Source organism: Paraburkholderia sartisoli (assembly GCF_900107685.1).
Classification (GTDB): Bacteria; Pseudomonadota; Gammaproteobacteria; order Burkholderiales; family Burkholderiaceae; genus Paraburkholderia; species Paraburkholderia sartisoli.
Map to the genome: position 1 here is coordinate 1,300,083 of NZ_FNRQ01000001.1, position 17,886 is coordinate 1,317,968.

Annotated in this window: 12 protein-coding genes; 7 read left to right on the top strand and 5 right to left on the bottom strand. The window is 64.7% G+C overall.

The features are described from left to right. Positions 1–30: 30 nt before the first annotated feature. Entirely contained in the window at positions 31–945 is a 915-nt protein-coding gene (locus tag BLV45_RS05930) for a hypothetical protein (RefSeq protein ID WP_090530220.1), read from the top strand. A 6-nt stretch (positions 946–951) separates the two neighbouring features. After that, on the top strand, positions 952–1,428 hold the full coding sequence (locus BLV45_RS05935) for a metallophosphoesterase family protein (RefSeq protein ID WP_090530223.1): 477 nt from the start codon (positions 952–954) through the stop codon (positions 1,426–1,428). Positions 1,429–1,523: 95 nt separating this feature from the next. Here the strand turns inward: BLV45_RS05935 and proP are convergent, their stop codons facing one another. The 3 genes from proP to argA all read right to left on the bottom strand — a co-directional run bounded on the left by proP (position 1,524) and on the right by argA (position 5,400). Beyond that, the gene (gene proP / locus BLV45_RS05940) at positions 1,524–2,993 is read right to left on the bottom strand and encodes a glycine betaine/L-proline transporter ProP (RefSeq protein ID WP_090530226.1); all 1,470 of its coding nucleotides are present in this window, start codon (positions 2,991–2,993) and stop codon (positions 1,524–1,526) included. Between the two features lie 696 nt (positions 2,994–3,689). Then, on the bottom strand, positions 3,690–3,965 hold the full coding sequence (locus tag BLV45_RS05945) for an oxidative damage protection protein (protein WP_090530229.1): 276 nt from the start codon (positions 3,963–3,965) through the stop codon (positions 3,690–3,692). Positions 3,966–4,020: 55 nt separating this feature from the next. Then, the gene (gene argA / locus BLV45_RS05950) at positions 4,021–5,400 is read right to left on the bottom strand and encodes an amino-acid N-acetyltransferase (protein WP_090531206.1); all 1,380 of its coding nucleotides are present in this window, start codon (positions 5,398–5,400) and stop codon (positions 4,021–4,023) included. Positions 5,401–5,422: 22 nt separating this feature from the next. Here argA and hrpA point away from each other — a divergent pair, with 22 nt between their 5' ends. Next, the gene (gene hrpA, locus BLV45_RS05960) at positions 5,423–10,135 is read left to right on the top strand and encodes an ATP-dependent RNA helicase HrpA (protein WP_245753124.1); all 4,713 of its coding nucleotides are present in this window, start codon (positions 5,423–5,425) and stop codon (positions 10,133–10,135) included. A 72-nt stretch (positions 10,136–10,207) separates the two neighbouring features. On the opposite strand, the gene BLV45_RS05965 is transcribed toward hrpA, so the two are convergent. After that, complete coding sequence (locus BLV45_RS05965; RefSeq protein WP_245753125.1) at positions 10,208–11,839, bottom strand: YadA family autotransporter adhesin; 1,632 nt, start codon at positions 11,837–11,839, stop codon at positions 10,208–10,210. Positions 11,840–12,702: 863 nt separating this feature from the next. On the opposite strand from BLV45_RS05965, the gene BLV45_RS05970 reads away from it, so the two are divergent. The 4 genes from BLV45_RS05970 to BLV45_RS05985 all read left to right on the top strand — a co-directional run bounded on the left by BLV45_RS05970 (position 12,703) and on the right by BLV45_RS05985 (position 16,758). Further along, on the top strand, positions 12,703–13,716 hold the full coding sequence (locus BLV45_RS05970) for a YVTN family beta-propeller repeat protein (protein ID WP_090530242.1): 1,014 nt from the start codon (positions 12,703–12,705) through the stop codon (positions 13,714–13,716). Between the two features lie 87 nt (positions 13,717–13,803). After that, complete coding sequence (locus BLV45_RS05975; RefSeq protein WP_090530245.1) at positions 13,804–14,802, top strand: sterol desaturase family protein; 999 nt, start codon at positions 13,804–13,806, stop codon at positions 14,800–14,802. 269 nt (positions 14,803–15,071) lie between these two features. Continuing rightward, the gene (locus tag BLV45_RS05980) at positions 15,072–15,902 is read left to right on the top strand and encodes an EI24 domain-containing protein (RefSeq protein ID WP_090530248.1); all 831 of its coding nucleotides are present in this window, start codon (positions 15,072–15,074) and stop codon (positions 15,900–15,902) included. A 25-nt stretch (positions 15,903–15,927) separates the two neighbouring features. Continuing rightward, a complete protein-coding gene (locus BLV45_RS05985) occupies positions 15,928–16,758 on the top strand; it encodes a competence/damage-inducible protein A (protein ID WP_090530251.1) in 831 nt (276 codons plus the stop codon). Between the two features lie 303 nt (positions 16,759–17,061). Here BLV45_RS05985 and BLV45_RS05990 read toward each other — a convergent pair whose 3' ends face one another. Beyond that, complete coding sequence (locus tag BLV45_RS05990) at positions 17,062–17,526, bottom strand: rhodanese-like domain-containing protein (RefSeq protein WP_090530254.1); 465 nt, start codon at positions 17,524–17,526, stop codon at positions 17,062–17,064. Positions 17,527–17,886 lie beyond the last annotated feature (360 nt).

Consider the following 17,886-nt stretch of genomic DNA (forward strand, 5'->3'; position numbering starts at 1 on the left):
GCGTTGCCGGGATCGACCCGGAGGTTCCCCATGTCCAGCACATTGCGTTTGCGTCTGTCGAGGGCCGTCGCGCCTGTCGTGCTTGTCGCGCTGTGCGCCGCGACGACGGCGGCATCCGTGGCGCGCGCACAGCCGCCGTCCGATGCGATTCCCTCCCAGCTTCTGAGCGACGACGAACGCGTCGACTTTTGCGCGCAGATGCAGCGCGCGACGACGCCGGCCGCGCGGCTGGCCGTCCTCGCGCGCCTGCGCGACACGCTGACGCCGCGTGCCAGCGTACAGGCGGTCGCGCTACCTTCGTGGCTGCTGGACGGGCGTGATCCGCGCGCGGCGGGGCGTTCGAAAGACAGCATTCCTGGCCTCGGATGCGCGCCTCGCGCGGCGCTGCATTCCGCACCCGCGGCGGCCCAGGCGCCGGCGGCGGTTCCATCGCGTAAGGTTGCCGCCGGGAGTACGGCGCGGGGAACGTCCGCGGCACCCGCCCCGGTTCGCGATGAACCTGCCCGGCCGCGAGCGCGGCCCGAAGCGCCTGCACACACGACGGCGAACGCACCGTCTGCCGCCGCCGTTGCCGCGGTCCCGGACGAGGCGCACGGCGGATTACCCGCCGGGCGCGACCACGGAATCGACTTCGTGACAGGCGGCGTGGGCCAGGACGAGGCCGCCGCGTTGCGTCAGCTCGCGTCGGGCTACAACATGCGCGCGACCTTCACGCTTGGAAACGGCGAGTATCTGTCCGGCGTCGCGGTGCAGGTGTCGCGTGCCGATGGCACGGTCATGCTGTCGACGCGCACCGAAGGCCCGTACCTTTTCGCGCGGCTGCCATCAGGGCGATACCGGGTGCTGGCCACGGTCGATGGCGTGACGCGCGCCCGCGAGCTCTACGTGCCCTCACGCGGCGGCGTGCGTTTCACGCTGACGTGGCCCAACACTTCCGCCCGATAGCTCCCGATGAAAATGAAAACGCCGTCGCGCATTGGCGTGATTTCCGACACGCACAATCTGGTGCGCCCTGAAGCGCTCGCGCATCTGGCCGGCTGCGAGGCGATCATCCACGCGGGCGACATCTGCGGACAACCGGTGCTCGACGCGCTCGCGCGGATCGCGCCAGTCAACGCGGTGCGCGGCAACAACGATACTGGCGACTGGGCGGCGTCGCTGCGCACGCACGAGATCGTGACCGTGCAGCAAACGAAGATCCTCGTTGTCCACGATATCGCGGATATAAAGAGCGACCCGCGCGAAGACGGGATCGGCGTTGTGATCACGGGTCACTCGCACAAGCCGCTGATCGATACCCGCGATGGCGTGCTGTATCTCAACCCCGGTAGCGCGGGTCCGCGCAGGTTCAGGTTGCCCGTCACGGCGGCGATCCTGCTGATCGACGGTGCGCATGCGGAGGCGTCGCTGCATCGGCTGATCGAATGAAAAAGCCAGCGCGAAGCTGGCTTTTCCCTTGAAACGATGAAGCACGCATGGGCGCCAACGTCATGCCGGACGCCGCATCCGCGCGCCCAACGCCGTCACGCGCGCGCCGTTGCGGCCGCTGCGTAGGCTTCGTCCATTTCGGCGGCTTCGCGTTCGCCGCGCAGCACCGCGTGCGCTTCGGCGCGTGTCGCCACGCACGGACCCGAGCCGAGGAGCGGCTTGCGTGCCGATTCGCTCAGCGCGAGTACCGACACGATCCCGATCAGCGAGGCGCCCATCAGGTAGTACGCGGGCATCATCAGGTTACCGGTCGAGTTGACGAGCCACGCCGTGACGAGCGGTGTCGTGCCGCCGAAGAGCGACACCGAGATGTTGAAGCCGATGGCGAGCGCGCCATAGCGGATCTTCGTCGGAAAGAGCGCCGGCAGCGCCGACGGCATCACGCCCGTGAAGCACGACAGCAGCGTGCCCAGAATCAGCAGGCCGAGGAACACCGGCAGCATCGCACCGGTACGGATCAGGAGCAGCGACGGAATCGACAGCAGCAACAGGCCGATGCAGCCCGCGAGCATCACCGGCTTGCGGCCGACACGGTCCGACAGACGGCCGGCATAGAGCGTCATCGGCATCATCAGCACCATCACGACCAGCACGAGAAAGAGACCGTGCGTTTCGTTGAAGTTGAGCGTCGCGGACAGATAGCTCGGCAGATACGACAGCGCCATGTAGTCGGTCACGTTGAAAATCAGCACGAGGCCGACGCACAGCAGCAGCGGCTTCCAGTGCTGCGCGAGCAGATCGCGCAGCGACTGCTTCGGCGCGGCCTTGTCCTCGGCTTCGCGCTGTTCGGCCTGTTTTTTGAACGCGGGCGTTTCTTCGAGCTTCAGCCGGATGTACAGGCCCACGAGACCCAGCGGACCCGCGATCAGGAACGGCACACGCCAGCCCCACGAAAGCAGCGCGTCGTGCGAGAGCGCGGCGGTCAGCACGGCCACCGTGCCCGCGCCGAGCACATAGCCGATCAGCGTGCCGAATTCGAGGAAGCTGCCCATGAAGCCGCGCTTGCGGTCGGTCGAGAACTCCGCGATGAAGGTCGCCGCGCCGCCGTATTCGCCGCCGGTCGAGAAGCCCTGCACGAGACGCGCGACGAGCAGCAGCACCGGCGCGAAGATGCCGATTGATGTGTAGCTCGGAATCAGGCCGATGGCGAACGTGCCGAGCGCCATCATGATCATCGTCATCGCGAGCACGCGCTGACGGCCGATGCGGTCACCCAGCGGGCCAAACACCATGCCGCCGATCGGGCGCACGAGGAACGCGGCCGCGAACGTGCCGAACGTGGCGATCAACTGCGCGGACGGGCTGCTCGATGGGAAGAACACCTTGCCGAGCGTGACGGCGATGTAGCTGTACACGCCAAAGTCGAACCATTCCATCGCGTTGCCGAGCGCCATCGCGCCGACGGCACGCTTGAGAAGGGATTTGTCGACGATCGTGATGTCGTCGAGGGTCAGGACGTTGTCTTTGTTGTGATGTCGCCAGAAGCCGTTGCTGGAAGCGGTCAAGGTTGATACTCCAATGACTGCGGCTGAAACGCATGAGCGATCCGCCACGGGTGCCGGGAAAGTGCAGTTTCGCGAAAACGTTTTCTCGCCGTGAGGCCAGGGGCCGCACGCGGACGAAAAAAAGAAACGTCCGTGCCTCGCGAGGAGGGTCGCGAAATTGCACTCGTTCGAGTTGCTGCTGACTGTTGCACCTGCGTGGCCGTGGAAGGGGGGCAGATGCATGAGGACGCTGAGGACAGGTTGCCCGCCCGCGCCACTGAAAGGCTTGAAACGAAAAAGGCCGGTGATTTACCGCGATTCCACAGGGAAAGCGCGATGCGACCGACAAGCCTTCTTGTATAAAAACTATTCAACCCCGACCGGCTGGCCCCTGTTCAACACAGGTTGACCGGTTGCAAATTGAACGCGAATGAAGGTGGATTGCTGTTGAAACGAGGCACATAGTAGCACGATGACGGCGGATCGTGCAAACGCGCCGACCGGCCGGGGGCGCTCCGATCTTGCTCGATCCCATGCCTGGCGGGCGATCGGGCGAATCGGGCGGGTCTGAAAAAACGGCTTGAAAGCGGGGCGGTGAGCCGTGCGAGCGGGGGCGTTTTTGCGCGTGGCGAGGGTGAAAACCCGGCGCGAAAGTGTCGCGCTCCGGGCAAAAAAAATCCGCGCAGACGCGCGGATTTTTCTCGAAGTCGGCGGCAATCAACCTTGCGGCGGCGGCACGTAGCCCGCGGCCTGATCGGCGCCTTCGCCGAAGAAAAACTTCTCCGTCTGCTTCATCAGGTACTGACGGGCACGCGGATCGGCCATGTTCAGGCGGTTTTCGTTGATCAGCATGGTCTGCTGCTTGAGCCACGCCTGCCACGCTTCCTTCGAGATGCCTTCATAGATGCGCTTGCCGAGTTCGCCCGGCAGCGGCGGAAAATCGAGGCCTTCGGCTTCCTTGCCGAGCTTCGCGCATTGAACCATACGAGCCATGCTGTGCTTCTCCTGTATCAGTGTGGGGCGGCAGTCGCGCTATATATAAGGCCGCTCAGAGCTGTTTCATCAGCACGAGCGACTTGCGCTGCCAGTTATAGAGACGGCGACGGTCTTCAGGCAGGTCGTCGACCGTGACCTTCACGAAGCCGCGCTTCAGGAACCAGTGTTCGGTGCGGGTCGTCAGCACGAAAATGCGCGTCAGGCCGCGTGCGCGGGCGCGCTGTTCGATGCGTTTCAGCAGACGTTCGCCGTCGCCCGAACCTTGCGCTTCCGGCGACACGGTCAGGCACGCCATTTCGCCGATGCGCTCCTGCGGATACGGGTACAGCGCCGCGCAGCCGAAGAGCACGCCATCGTGCTCGATCACCGAGAAATGGTCGATGTCGCGTTCGATCTGGTGGCGGCCGCGCCGCACCAGCGTGCCGTCCGACTCGAGCGGCTCGATCAGCGTCAGGATGCCGCCGACGTCGTCCGGCGTCGCTTCGCGCAGGCTTTCGAGGTTCTCGTACGAGATCATCGTGCCGACGCCATCGTGCAGGAACAGTTCGAGCAGCAGGCTGCCGTCGAGCGCGTAGGGCACGATGTGCGCCCGCGCGACGCCGCCGCGGCACGCGCGGATCGAATGCTTCAGGTAGAACGCCTCGTCGCCCTGCAGCTCGCCGCTTTCGTGCAGCTTGTAGGCGTCGTCGAGCGAGAGTTCGCGGATGAGCGCGCCTTCTTCGTCCATCAGGCCGGCGGTTTCGGTCAGGAACACGATCTTGTCGGCGCGCAGCGCGATCGCCGCGGCCGACGCCACGTCTTCCATGTTCAGGTTGAACGCCTCGCCGGTGGGCGAGAAGCCGAGCGGCGAGAGCAGCACGAGCTTGCGGCTCGCGAGCGAATGACGGATCGAATCCGCGTCGATCTTGCGCACCACGCCCGTGTGCGCGAAATCGACGCCGTCCAGAATGCCGACCGGCCGCGCCGTCACGAAGTTGCCCGACACGACGCTGATGTGCGCATGTGCCATCGGCGTGTTCGGCAGGCCCTGGCTGATCGCCGCCTCGATGTCGAGACGCACTTCGCCGGCGGCTTCCTTCGCGGATTCGAGCGCGCGGGCGTCGGTGATGCGCATGCCGTGCGAAAACTCCGACTCCACGCCGTGCAGGCTCATCTGCTCTTCGACCTGCGGTCGCGAGCCGTGGACGAGCACGATCTGGATGCCCATCGCCTGCAGCAGCGCGATGTCGGACACGAGCGCGTTCAGCAGACCCTGATGCACCACCTCGCCGCCGAACCCAACGACGAACGTCTTGTTGCGGAACGCGTGAATGTACGGCGCGACCGAGCGCATCCAGTCGACGAACTGCGCATGGTGGGTGGAGTCTTCCGCCGTGCCGGACGAGGCCGGAACGCTCGCGGGCGTGGGGACGAGGTCGGTTTGGGAATTCATGCCGGGATTATAATGCGCCCCCATGTCGAACGTACCCAAAAGTCCCACTGCGGCGAATGCGAATCACACGCCCGAGGGCGGGCGAGACGAGCCGGCACAGACACGCGAGGATCGCGCGGGCGCACAGCAGGCGCCGCGCAACCCCGCGGACGATACGCAGAAGGTGTCACAAACCGGCGCCGCCCCGGCGACGCGAGACGCGCGCGCCGGCAGCCAGAAACCGGCAGCGCAAAGAGATCAGACCCGCGGGACGGACGCGCTGGCGTTGCTGCGCGACGAGCTTTTGCGGCACAAGCCGCCGCCCGGGCCGCCACAAAAGAAGCCGCCGAAGCCGCCGAAGCCGCTGGTTACCGCGCCGTCACGCTCGTCTGGAGCGGAGCAGCCGGGCGCGGCCCAGTCCCCGAAAAAACCTTCGTCCGGCGAGCCGGGTGATGCGCGCGCGCAACGCTCGCAGGCGCCGGATGCCGCGCGAACTTCGACGCCATCGCCGCCATCGCCACCATCGCCGGACTTGCAGCGAAACCCGCGGCCACAGCGCCGTGACGGAAAGCCGCGCGAAGCCGGACAGCCGGGCAGTGCGATGCCGCCGCGCAAGGACGCGCAGCATCCGCGCAACGAGGTCCAGCCGCGAAACCCGGCGCAGCGGCGTAACGACGGCGAGCCGCCCAGGTCCGGCCAGCGGCGCCATGAAGAACAGCCGCGGCACGCACAGCCGCCGCAAGACGACACCGCCGCCCCGCGCGAAAAGAAACCGCCGCGTGCCGCGCGTGTCGTGACGCCGAATCCGGTTCCGCCCGTCACGTTCCCCGAAGCGTTGCCTGTCTCGGGCCGGCGCGCCGAGATTGCCCGCGCGATCTCGGAGAATCAGGTCGTGATCGTGAGCGGCGAAACCGGCTCCGGCAAGACCACGCAATTGCCGAAAATCTGTCTGTCGCTCGGGCGCGGGATCGGCGCGGGCGGCGCGGGTCTGATCGGCCACACGCAGCCGCGCCGGATCGCGGCATCGGCGACGGGTCGGCGCATCGCCGAGGAACTCGGTACGCCGTTCGGCGAAGTGGTCGGCTACAAGGTGCGCTTCACGGACAATCTCGCGCCCGGTGCGTCGGTGAAACTGATGACGGACGGCATCCTGCTCGCCGAAACGCAGACCGATCCGCTCCTCAAGGCCTACGACACGATCATCATCGACGAGGCGCACGAGCGCAGCCTGAACATCGACTTCCTGCTCGGCTACCTGCGAGAAATCCTGCCGAAGCGTCCCGATCTGAAAGTGATCGTGACGTCGGCGACGATCGATGCCGACCGCTTCGCGCGCCATTTCGGCAGCGACGAAAAACCCGCGCCGGTGATCGAGGTCAGCGGGCGTCTATATCCGGTCGAAGTGCGCTACCGGCCTGTCGTCGAGGACAGCCCGGCCGTGAAATCGGCGGAGGGCACGTCGTCCGGGCGCGAGCGCGCGGACCGTCCGGAGCGCCAGAAATCGCAGCGCGATGCCGACCGCGACCTGATGGAAGCGATCGTCGACGCCGTCGACGAACTCTGCCGCGAAGGCCCTGGCGACGTGCTCGTGTTCCTGCCCGGCGAGCGCGAAATCCGCGACGCCGCCGAGGCGCTGCGCAAGCACCATCCGCCGCACACCGAAATCCTGCCGCTCTTCGCGCGTCTTTCGGCGGCTGAGCAGGAGCGCGTGTTCAAGGCGTCGAACGCACGCCGGATCGTGCTCGCGACGAACGTCGCCGAAACGTCGCTGACTGTGCCCGGCATCCGCTACGTGGTCGACTCGGGGCTCGCGCGCGTGAAGCGCTACTCGTATCGCAACAAGGTCGAACAGTTGCAGATCGAGTCGATTTCGCAGGCCGCGGCGAACCAGCGCGCCGGACGTTGCGGCCGCGTCGCCGACGGCGTCTGCATCCGTCTCTACGAAGAAAGCGACTACCAGGGCCGCGTGCGGTTCACCGATCCGGAGATCCTGCGCTCGTCGCTCGCGTCGGTGATCTTGCGGATGAAGTCGCTGCATCTGACCGAGATCGAAACGTTTCCGTTTATCGAGCCCCCGCCGGGGCGCGCGATCGCCGACGGCTACCAGCTGCTGAACGAGCTTGGCGCCGTCGACGACGACAACGCGCTGACGCCGCTCGGCCGCGAGCTCGCGCGCCTGCCGCTCGATCCGCGCGTCGGCCGGATGATTCTCGCCGCGCGCGACCAGCAGGCGCTGCGCGAGGTGCTGATCATCGCGAGCGCGCTGTCCGTGCAGGATCCGCGCGACCGGCCGGTCGAGGCGCAGGAACAGGCTGATCAGGCGCATCGCCGCTTCGCCGACGATCGTTCCGAGTTCCTTCAGTGGCTGAAGATCTGGACGTGGTTCGAGGACGCGGTCGCGCACAAGAAGTCGAACAAACAGCTGGTCGACGCGTGCCGCGCGAATTTCCTGTCGCACCTGCGGCTGCGGGAATGGCGCGACGTGCATTCGCAGTTGCTGACGGTGGTGCGCGAACACGGCTGGCGGCTCAACGAAAGCGAAGCGACGTTCGAGCAGATCCATCTGGCGTTGCTCACGGGTCTTCTCGGCAACATCGGCCTCAAGGCCGACGACGAGCCGTACTACCTCGGCGCACGCGGCATCAAGTTTTACCTGTGGCCAGGCTCGGCGCTCGTGAAGAAGGCGGGCCGCTGGGTCATCGCAGCGGAGCTGGTCGAGACGAGCCGCCTGTACGCCCGCTGTATCGCGAAAGTCGAGCCGGAGTGGATCGAGCAGATCGGCGCGCATCTGCTGAAAAAGTCGCTGTCCGAGCCGCATTGGGAAAAGCGCGCGGCGCAGGTGTCGGCGTTCGAGCGCGCGGTGCTGTACGGTCTGCCGGTCTACCACCGGCGGCGCGTGAGTTTCGGCAGGCAGGACCCGACGCGTGCGCGCGAGCTGTTTATTCGCGGCGCGCTGGTCGAGGGAGAGTTCGACACAAAGCTCGCGTTTTTTTCGCATAACCGCAAGTTGCTCGCCGACATCGAGCAGCTGGAACACAAGTCGCGCCGCCAGGATGTGCTCGTCGACGATGAGCTGATCTTCGGCTTTTACGACAAGGCGATTCCGGAAGGCATTTATACGGGTGCGTCGTTCGAGCGCTGGTACAAGGACGAAGTCAAAAAGAGCGACCGGCCCGAGGACAAGCTGCGTCTGCTGTATCTGTCGCGCGACGATCTGATGCGGCACGAAGCGGCAGGCGTCACGACCGATCTGTTCCCGAAGCGCATGACGATGTCGGGCGTCGAGATGGCGCTCACGTATCACTTCGAGCCGGGTTCGCCGCGCGACGGCGTGACAGCGGCCGTTCCGCTCTATGCGTTGAACCAGGTCGACGCGCGTCGCTGCGAATGGCTCGTGCCCGGCATGCTGAAGGAAAAGGTGCAACTGCTCCTGAAGTCGCTGCTGCAAAAACTGCGTCGCCACTGCGTGCCGCTGCCGGAGTTCGCGGCGGGGTTTGTCCAGCGCACGGGTGGCCCGCGTTTCGGCGCGGGCGGCCTGCTGGAGGCGCTGATCGCCGATGTGCGCGAGCAGACCCAGGTCGCGATGAAGCAGTCGGACTTCAAGCTCGAGACGCTGCCGGCGCATCTGTTCATGAACTTCAAGGTCATCGACGAGCACGGCCGGCAACTTGCGATGGGTCGCAACCTTGCGCAACTGCGTGCTGAACTCGGCGGTCAGGCGCAGCAGCATTTCCAGAAGATCGCAGCGGGTGCCGCGCTCGGCGGCGCACCGGGCCTGCCGGGACACGTTTCCGGCAACGCAGCACCGCGCGATACGGCAGCGGTGCCGTCTTCCGCGAAAGCCGGCGCGCGCGGCGGAAACACGCCGGAGATGACGACACCGGGCAGCAATACGGTGACCGCGTTGTACGAAAACCTCACGACGTGGAATTTCGGCAAGCTTCCCGAGTTGCTCGAAATCCGCCGGGGCGGGCAGACCTTGTTCGGTTACCCGGCGCTCGTGGACCGCACGACGCACTGCGACGTCGAAGTGTTCGATTCGCCCGAAGAAGCGGCACGGATTCATCGTGCGGGCCTGCGACGTCTCTTTGCGTTGCAACTGCGCGAACCGATCAAATATCTGGAAAAGAACCTGCCCGGCATTCGCGAAATGTCGATGCAGTTCATGCCGCGCGGCACACAGGAAGAACTGCGCGACCAGCTGGTCGACATGGCGCTCGATCGCGCCTGCCTGCAGGACCCGCTCCCCGATGACGACCTCACGTTCCACACGCGACGCGACGAAGGCCGCGGCCGTCTGACGCTGCTCGCCCAGGAAATCGCGCGGCTTGCCGGGCAGATACTGGCCGAATATGCCGCGGTGACCAAAAAGCTCGTGCAGGCGAAATCATTCACGTCAGCGCATGCGGACATGCAGAACCAGCTGGACGCGCTGATCGGCAAACGCTTTGTCGTCGATACGCCTTATGTGCAACTGGCGCATTTTCCGCGATACCTGAAGGGGATCGCGTTGCGTATCGACAAGCTGAAAGCCGACCCGGCCCGCGACGCGCGTCAGTTCGCCGAATTCCAGCCGCTGCTGCAACACTATCAGCGCGCGATCGCGCAACGCGGCGGCGTGATGGATTCGCGGCTGACAGAGTTCCGCTGGTTGCTCGAGGAACTGCGGATTTCGCTCTTCGCGCAGGAACTGCGAACGCCGATGCCCGTCTCCGTGAAGCGTCTTCACAAGGTTTGGGAATCGATGCAGCGGTGAGCCGGGTCAGGCAAGGAGAACGCGCGTGTGCGGCGGCCGGTTGCGCGGCACACGCGTGATGCGCGTGACGTGCTACCAGTGCATGCCTGCTCCGACCGATGCGCCGAATTCACCACGCGAGCTGGCCGTGCCCTGAACCTTGTAGGCCCATTTCCCCGTGCCGGAGAGTTGCGACACGCCGAGCGCCACGGCGGACTGGCCGCCGTAAGTGCCGGCCGCGGCCGCCACCATGCCGTGACCGGGCAACACCGACTGGGGCAGGCCGGCGACCGCCAGCGCGGAGGCCGTGCCGCCGTAAGCGTCGCGGCGAGCGGATCGCACCTGGTTGTCGGTGTAGCTGTTCGCCTGGCTGACCGCGCCGCTCATCCCCTGGTTCAACTGGTTTACGTTCACCGCGTCGGTGCCCTGAACGCCGGCCGCGACGTTTCCAATCTGCCGCTCCGCGCCTGCCGCGCCAACCGAAACCGTATTCGCGCGATCCGCGATCGACCCGTCGCCGAGCGCCACGGCGTTGTCCGCGCTGGCGCTGGCTCCCGCGCCAAGTGCGGTTGCGCTCGCACCGCTTGCGACCGCGTTCGCACCGAGTGCGGCGGCGTTGGCTCCGGTTGCCCGGGCGTTCGCGCCAGCCGCGACGGAGTGCGTGCCGCTCGACTGTGCGGCTTCGGCATCGCGATCGCCATCGGCGCCAAAGAGCGGATTGGCGCCATTGACCGCGATATGCCCGATCGCGTCGCCTACCGCTGCGTTCAGCTGGCCGACGTTCACCGCGTCGAGCGCGTCGATCCCGTTCGCAACGTTGTGGATGATCGTTCCGCCGTTCGCCGCGCTGCCGGCAAGCGTGATGCTGTCGTGGTTGACGGTGGTGTCGGGGTTCGTGTCGTAGGTGACGGCGCTTTCGGCGCGGGTTGCCGCCTGGTCGGCCTTTGCGCTCACCGCGTTCAGCTGCGCGACGTTGACCGCGTCGTGCGCATCGACGCCATCCGCGACGTTGTGAATCACCGTGCCGCCGCTTGCCGGATCGCCACCGAGAGTGAAGCTGTTGCGGTTGAAGGAGCCGTCCGCGTAGCGGTCGTAGAACGCGGCGCCTTCCACCTTGCTGTCGAGCGCTTTCAACTGGCTCAGATTGACCGCATCGGTATCGGCTGCGCCCGCGGCGACGTTCGTCACGCGCCGCTCCGCATTCGCCGCCCCCACGGAGACTTCGCCGGCGGCCGTGGCGCCCGCGATCATGAGCGTCGCGCCGACCGGCGTGAACGCGAGTGCGGCGAGATTCGCGTACGTCGTGGAGTCGGCGCCCAGCGCAACGCTGTTCGCCCGCGTGGCCTGGGCGCCGTTGCCGATCGCGACGGACGACACGCCGCTCGCATTCGCCGCCGCGCCGACAGCCGTGCTGCGCGAACCTGTTGCCGTGGAAAAGATGCCGGTTGCCGTGGCGAGATCGACGGCTTTCGACTGATAACCGGCCGCGAACGCGCCGTTACCGTTGGCGCTCGCATCCTTGCCGGTCGCCATCGCGCCGAGCCCGCTGGCGCGCGCGTTGCCGCCGATCGCGATGGTGCCGGTACTGGTCGCGGCCGCGCCATCGCCGATGGCAACCGCATCCGCGCTGGTCGCGCTCGCGCCGTTGCCGGTTGCGACGGCAGCCGTGCCGGTAGCACGCGCATTGGCGCCCGTCGCGATGCTTCTGGAGCCGGCAGCGGCCACGGCATTGTCGGAATCGTCGCTGGCGCCATCTGCCTTGAAATACGGATCGGTGCCGCTGACGGCGGAAACGGTTACGGCGGAGGTCGCCGCCGCCGCTGGCGGTCCTGGCTGCGGAACGCGGGTGGCAGAGGCATATGCCGATGTGGCCCCGGCCGTGGCCAGCAGGGTCGCTGTCACGAACCGGATTAACAATCGCTTGCGTATTGCGCGTCGGGTCGAGACAGGACGCGCGTCACGGAAATCAGGTTTGACGTTGATAAATGGGTCGTAAAGTCGATGCATTCCTAAAATACTCTGTCATGTTAAGACCGTGAGCTAATTCAGTGAACCCGCTTTCAGATCGATTAGCCTGTTCTGGCTTTCTTCAAACGATAAGAATGCGGCCCAAACCGCTGCTGGCTATTCCAGTGCAGAATGGGGTGGATGCGAAAAGCGCCGTGCGAAGCGGGTTGCGCAGCGCTTTCTCACTGAAACGATCACGGATTTGTTGCGGGGAAAATGATTTGATCTGATTTTCCCGTGTGGCAAATTTGGCAGGTATGAGTTAACTCTTAAATTCGTGGTGGCCATTCGGCCTAAGAGGAATATAAGAGTTTTTGCGAAACATTAATCTGTGACTGATATTTCCGTGTGGAAATTAAATCCGTGACCGATTGATTAATCGAATTCGTATTTTATGCGGATGAAAACGAGGCGCATCGGAACCAGAAACCGCCCGCGAAGAATCGCAGGCAAGTTCGCCTGCGACCATCGGCTGTTATCGGCGTCCACCGCACGCTTTTTCCCGTGCGAGGCCGACCTGCGTCAACCGTGCGCACAGGCAAACGTTCTACAATGATGACTGTTCCCGGACGTGAGTTTTCATGCGCAATTTTTTTCTCTCCCGCCTGACCAGTACGCTGGCGGCGGGCGCTGCCCTGGTTGTCGCAGCGGGCTTTTTTTCTCCGTTGGCGCAAGCGAACAATGTGATCGTTCTCAATTCCGGCGAGGCAACGCTTAGCCTCGTCGACGAGGCGACCCGTCAGGTCGTCGGCACCGTCCCAACCGGCAAGGAACCACATCATCTGATGGTGACGCCGGACAATTCGTCGCTGATCGTCGCTAACTCGGTCTCGAACAACCTGATGTTCGTCGATCCGAAAACGGGCAAGGTGCAGCGCTGGGTCGAAGGCATCGAAGATCCCTATCAGATCGGTTTTTCGCCGGATCACAAGTGGATGGTCACCACGGGCCTGCGGCTCGACCGGCTCGATATCTATCACTATGACGGCCACAACATGGCGCTTGCGAGCCGTCTGCCGCTCGGCGTGATGCCGAGTCACATGGCGTTCACGACCGACAGCAAAACGGTGTTCGTCACGTTGCAGGTGTCGGGTGAACTCGCCGCGATCGATCTCGCGACGCAGCAGGTCAAGTGGAAGATGAAGGTCGGCAAGGTGCCGGCTGGCCTCTGGATGACGCCGGGCGAGAAATATCTGCTGGTCGGCATGACGGGCTCGGATTATGTCGCGGTGGTCGACTGGAAAAACCAGAAGATCGTGAAAACGATTCCGACGGGTAAGGGCGCGCACAACTTCCGCTCGCTGGCTGACGGCAAGCACGTTGCGGTGTCGAATCGTGTCGCGAGCACCATCAGCATCATCGACGAGGACACGCTCACGAACGTCGGCGACATCACGGGCCTGATGGCGGGGCCGGACGATATGGAACTTTCGGCCGACAAGCGCTATCTGTGGGTGACGTTCCGGTTCGCGAAGCACATCGGTATCATCGATCTGTCGACGCGCAAGCTGATCCAGACGATCGCAGTGGGCCGCTCGCCGCATGGCATCTATTTCTTCGACCGTGCGCCGGTTACGGCGCCGAACGGCGCATAGGTCGCGACCCGCACGGGCGATGCATGATGCAGAAGCACCGGGTTGACATATTGCGTTGAAGTACCGCGTTGAAGCACAGCAGGCACCATGTTCCATACGATTTTTTCGATTCTCGATAGTTTCGTCTCCGCAGTGCAGACGCTGCTGTACGTCGACATCGTGCAGCCGCTGCTGTATCGCCTCGACCTGATGGACTACGACGAGGACACCTACGACAGCCTCTACTGGGTGATCGTCGGTGTGTTCGAGGTGCTGGCCATGTATGCCGTGCTGCGGCCGCTGGAGGCGTTGCGTCCCGTCGAGCGGTGGGAGAACCGCAAGGCGGTGCGGGTCGACGTGCTCTACACGTGGATCGCGAAGCTCGGCATCCTGAACCTGTTTTTCTTCTTCGCGCTGCAGCCGTTTTTCGACGGCATACAGGGCTGGCTGCGGCTGCACAACATTGCGAACATCGAGTTCGACAACCTGTGGCCGGGCGTCACCACACAACCGCTCGTCACGTTCCTGATGTACCTGGTCGTGCTCGATTTCGCGGGGTACTGGTATCACCGCGGCGAACATCGCTTCGGGCTCTGGTGGGAACTGCACGCGGTGCATCACAGCCAGCGCCAGATGTCGCTGTGGTCCGACGACCGTAACCATCTGCTCGACGACGTGCTGCAGGCGTGCTTTTTCGCTGTGATCGCGCTGGTGATTGGCGTGCCGCCGTCGCAGTTCGTCGTGCTCATCGCTATTACGAATCTCGCGCAGAGCGTCCAGCACGCCAATATCCGGATGTATTTCGGCTGGCTGGGCGAGCGGCTGCTCGTCAGCCCGACGTTCCATCGCCGGCATCACGCAATGGGTTACGGCCATGAGGGCACGACCTACGGATGCAATTTCGGCGTGCTGTTTCCGTGGTGGGATCAGCTGTTCCGGACGGCTTCGTGGGTGCGCGACATGGAGCCGACCGGCATTCGGGACCAGCTCGAAGGCCGCCAGTACGGCGACGGCTTCTGGGCGCAGCACTGGCTCGCACTCGTGCGCATTGCCCGGCGGCTCGCCCCAGGACGCCGTGGGCAGGGTAGCGACGCCGCGCCTGTCTGAGCCGCCCGCGCGCGTTTCTTCCGCTCCGTCTGGTTTTGCCTGCAATCAGCGGGTGTACCGTCACTCACGCTTCTGTTCATACGCCGCCGCAGTGGGTTTTCCCGGCGGCGCGGTCCCTGGTTTATCCTGTCCACAGTTCGACTGACGATGATCGCGGTTGAAGGCGTGTGTGTCTGACGTGTTCGCATTGACCTCCCGTTCGCCGGCCGTTCCGATCGTCGCCCTGTTTCTCATCCATTCACTGCTTCATTGACCGGTATCTGGCTCGCATGAATGATCTGTTGCGCTCGTTCGGGCGCGCACTTTCCAGCGCGCTCCATCCGCGCATGCTTTGGCTGACGTTCATGCCGTTCGCGGCGGCGGCGATTGTATGGGGCGTCATCCTGTGGTTTTCCTGGCAGGCGTGGACCGATGCCACGCGCGCGTGGCTCGAGAGCTGGGCGTTCACCACGTCGCTCTATGGCATGTTCGACTGGCTCGGGTTTTCGTCGCTGCATGCGGTGATCGCGCCGTTCATCGTGATTGCGCTCGCGATCCCGCTGATCGTCCTGACCGTGCTGCTGCTGATCGCGACGCTCTCAATGCCGGCCGTCATCCGTTACCTCGCTGTCAGGCAGTTCGCCAGCCTGGAGATGCGCCGCGGCGGAACGTGGTACGGTAGCCTGATCCACGCGCTGTGGACGACGCTCATCTGTCTCGTGCTGCTCGTGGTGACGCTGCCGCTGTGGCTCGTGCCGCCGTTCTTCGCGCTAATTCCTCCGCTGTTGTGGGGCTGGCTGACGTATCGCGTCATGACGTACGACGCGCTCGCGTTACATGCCACCACCGAGGAGCGTCGCGCGCTGGTGCGCCGGCACCGCTTGCCGTTGTTGCTGATCGGCGTCGCGAGCGGTCTGCTGGGGTCGCTGCCGACGCTGCTCTGGGCGTCGTCGGTCTGGCTGATCGTGCTGTTTCCGGTCGTCACGGCCGCGACCATCTGGATCTATGCGTTTATCCTGGTCTTTTCGGCGCTGTGGTTCGGGTATTACTGCCTGCGCGCGTTGCAGCGCATGCGTGCGGAAGAACACGGGACGCACACCGCAGTGACGGTTCCATACTGAATCCCTTTTTCAGGAAGAGGCGGCAATGGCATTTGGCGTCATCATCATCGGCGACGAAATCCTGTCGGGCAGGCGAACCGACAAACATCTGCCGAAAGTCATCCAGCTTTTGACGGAGCGCGGCCTCGCACTGGGCTGGGCGGAATACATCGGCGACGACCCGGAACGCATCACGACGACGTTGCGCCGCTCGTTCGCGTCGGGCGACATCGTGTTTTCGACGGGCGGTATCGGCGCGACACCGGACGATCACACCCGTCAATGCGCCGCGGCTGCGCTCGGCGTCCCGCTCGAACTGCACGCCGAGGCCGCACGGCTGATCCGGGAGCGGATCAGGGACATGCACGCGGACGTTCCCGGTGCGCCGCCGGACCTCGATTCCCCGGAGAACCGCCATCGTCTGAACATGGGCACGTTCCCGCGCGGCGCGTCGATCATTCCGAACGGTTACAACAAGATTCCCGGCTTCTCGGTCGGCGACCATCACTTTGTGCCGGGCTTTCCCGTGATGGCGTGGCCGATGATCGAATGGGTGCTGGATACCAAGTACGCGCATTTGCACCACGCGATGCCGCACGCGGAAAAGTCGCTTCTTGTATTCGAGTTGCCCGAATCGACGCTCACGCCGCTCATGGAAAAGATCGAGCACGACTTTCCAGGTGTGCGCGTATTCAGCTTGCCGAGCGTCGGCGATGCGGAGCGGGGCGGCATCTACGCCCGTCGCCACATCGACCTGGGCGTGAAAGGCGAGCCCGAGGCGGTCGCCGCGGCGTTTGTGAAACTGCGCGCGGGCGTGCATCAGCTCGGTGGCGATATCGTCGAGCTCGACGCGGCGCAGGCGAAACCTCGAGGTTGAACAAACCCGGTGGTTTTTCTCACAGCCGGCCGCCCGTCTGATCGCAAGGCGGCCGGCCTCGCGCGATCATTGTTGTGTCACATCCCGCGCTCAGGATGGCTGCCGTGAGCGGCGTGGCTTCGGTTAGCCCAGCGATCTGGAACGGCTTCGGGCGGTGTTGGACCTGCCGCTGCGGCCCGAAGGGCCGGGTGATCCGGCCAGCGTCGCGTCAATTCACTGCCGGTGGCCCCGGCCCGGCGCTTTCCGCCGCTCAGTCGATTGCTCGCCGCTCAGTCAGTCAGGACCGCATAACGCGAACACCCGTCACGCGCCGATCCACGGCAGACCGCGGAAACACCAGCCCGAGACCGTTTTCCGATGACCCTGGCCGTCCTTGTCGCCTTCGAAGCCTTCCAGCAGGTCAAACGCCTGTGTAAAGCCGACCTGGGTTGCAGCGATGGCGGCGAGCTTGGAGCGGGCCGCGCTGCGGCACAGAAACAGCACGGGCGTGTCCGGCGCGGCAACCTTGCCCAGCTGGTCGAGAAATTCCGGGTTCGGTACGCCGCCCGGATAACGTGTCCACTCGACATGGGCGTATTGCCCGTCACCGATGACCGGCCTGCCTACCCAGTCGAGTTCGGCACGGGTGCGAACGTCGACGAGACGTGTGCGCGGATCAAGTTGAAGAAGCTCGAATGCCTCCGCGGGCGACAGTGCGCCCGCATACGGCAACTGGTTCTCGATACGCCGTTTTCCGGCTTGCACGTACAACTGTTCGAGCGTACTCATGACAGCAAATCTCCTTCCGGCTGGAAACCAAAAGCCCATTCTAGCGCGCAGGCCACGTCACGCGTACCTGGCCATCCTGCCGATGCCCAATCCAGCGGACGCCTGCTATGCTCCATTGAGGTGCAAATACGGCCCGATGCACCAAAACGGAATGACCGAATCGGCTTCTTCAGCTATCAGCACCATGTTGGTGCGAATTGGTGTGAGGTATCGCGAGTGACATGCGGCACTGCGTATTGAGATTCCCCGTAAGTGCGCGTAGCGGAAGGCTTTTGCGCCAGTCTGGAACATATTGGCACGGAAGCTGCTTTATAGTGGCCGATCGATTCGACCGACTTTTTTTAGTCCGATCTGCGTGAT

Coding starts and splice junctions, on each gene's coding strand:
- BLV45_RS05930 (WP_090530220.1), top strand. CDS start 31: ATGTCCAGCACATTGCGTTTGCGTCTGTCGAGGGCCGTCGCGCCTGTC.
- BLV45_RS05935 (WP_090530223.1), top strand. CDS start 952: ATGAAAATGAAAACGCCGTCGCGCATTGGCGTGATTTCCGACACGCAC.
- BLV45_RS05945 (WP_090530229.1), bottom strand. CDS start 3,965: ATGGCTCGTATGGTTCAATGCGCGAAGCTCGGCAAGGAAGCCGAAGGC.
- argA (WP_090531206.1), bottom strand. CDS start 5,400: ATGAATTCCCAAACCGACCTCGTCCCCACGCCCGCGAGCGTTCCGGCC.
- hrpA (WP_245753124.1), top strand. CDS start 5,423: ATGTCGAACGTACCCAAAAGTCCCACTGCGGCGAATGCGAATCACACG.
- BLV45_RS05970 (WP_090530242.1), top strand. CDS start 12,703: ATGCGCAATTTTTTTCTCTCCCGCCTGACCAGTACGCTGGCGGCGGGC.
- BLV45_RS05975 (WP_090530245.1), top strand. CDS start 13,804: ATGTTCCATACGATTTTTTCGATTCTCGATAGTTTCGTCTCCGCAGTG.
- BLV45_RS05980 (WP_090530248.1), top strand. CDS start 15,072: ATGAATGATCTGTTGCGCTCGTTCGGGCGCGCACTTTCCAGCGCGCTC.
- BLV45_RS05985 (WP_090530251.1), top strand. CDS start 15,928: ATGGCATTTGGCGTCATCATCATCGGCGACGAAATCCTGTCGGGCAGG.
- BLV45_RS05990 (WP_090530254.1), bottom strand. CDS start 17,526: ATGAGTACGCTCGAACAGTTGTACGTGCAAGCCGGAAAACGGCGTATC.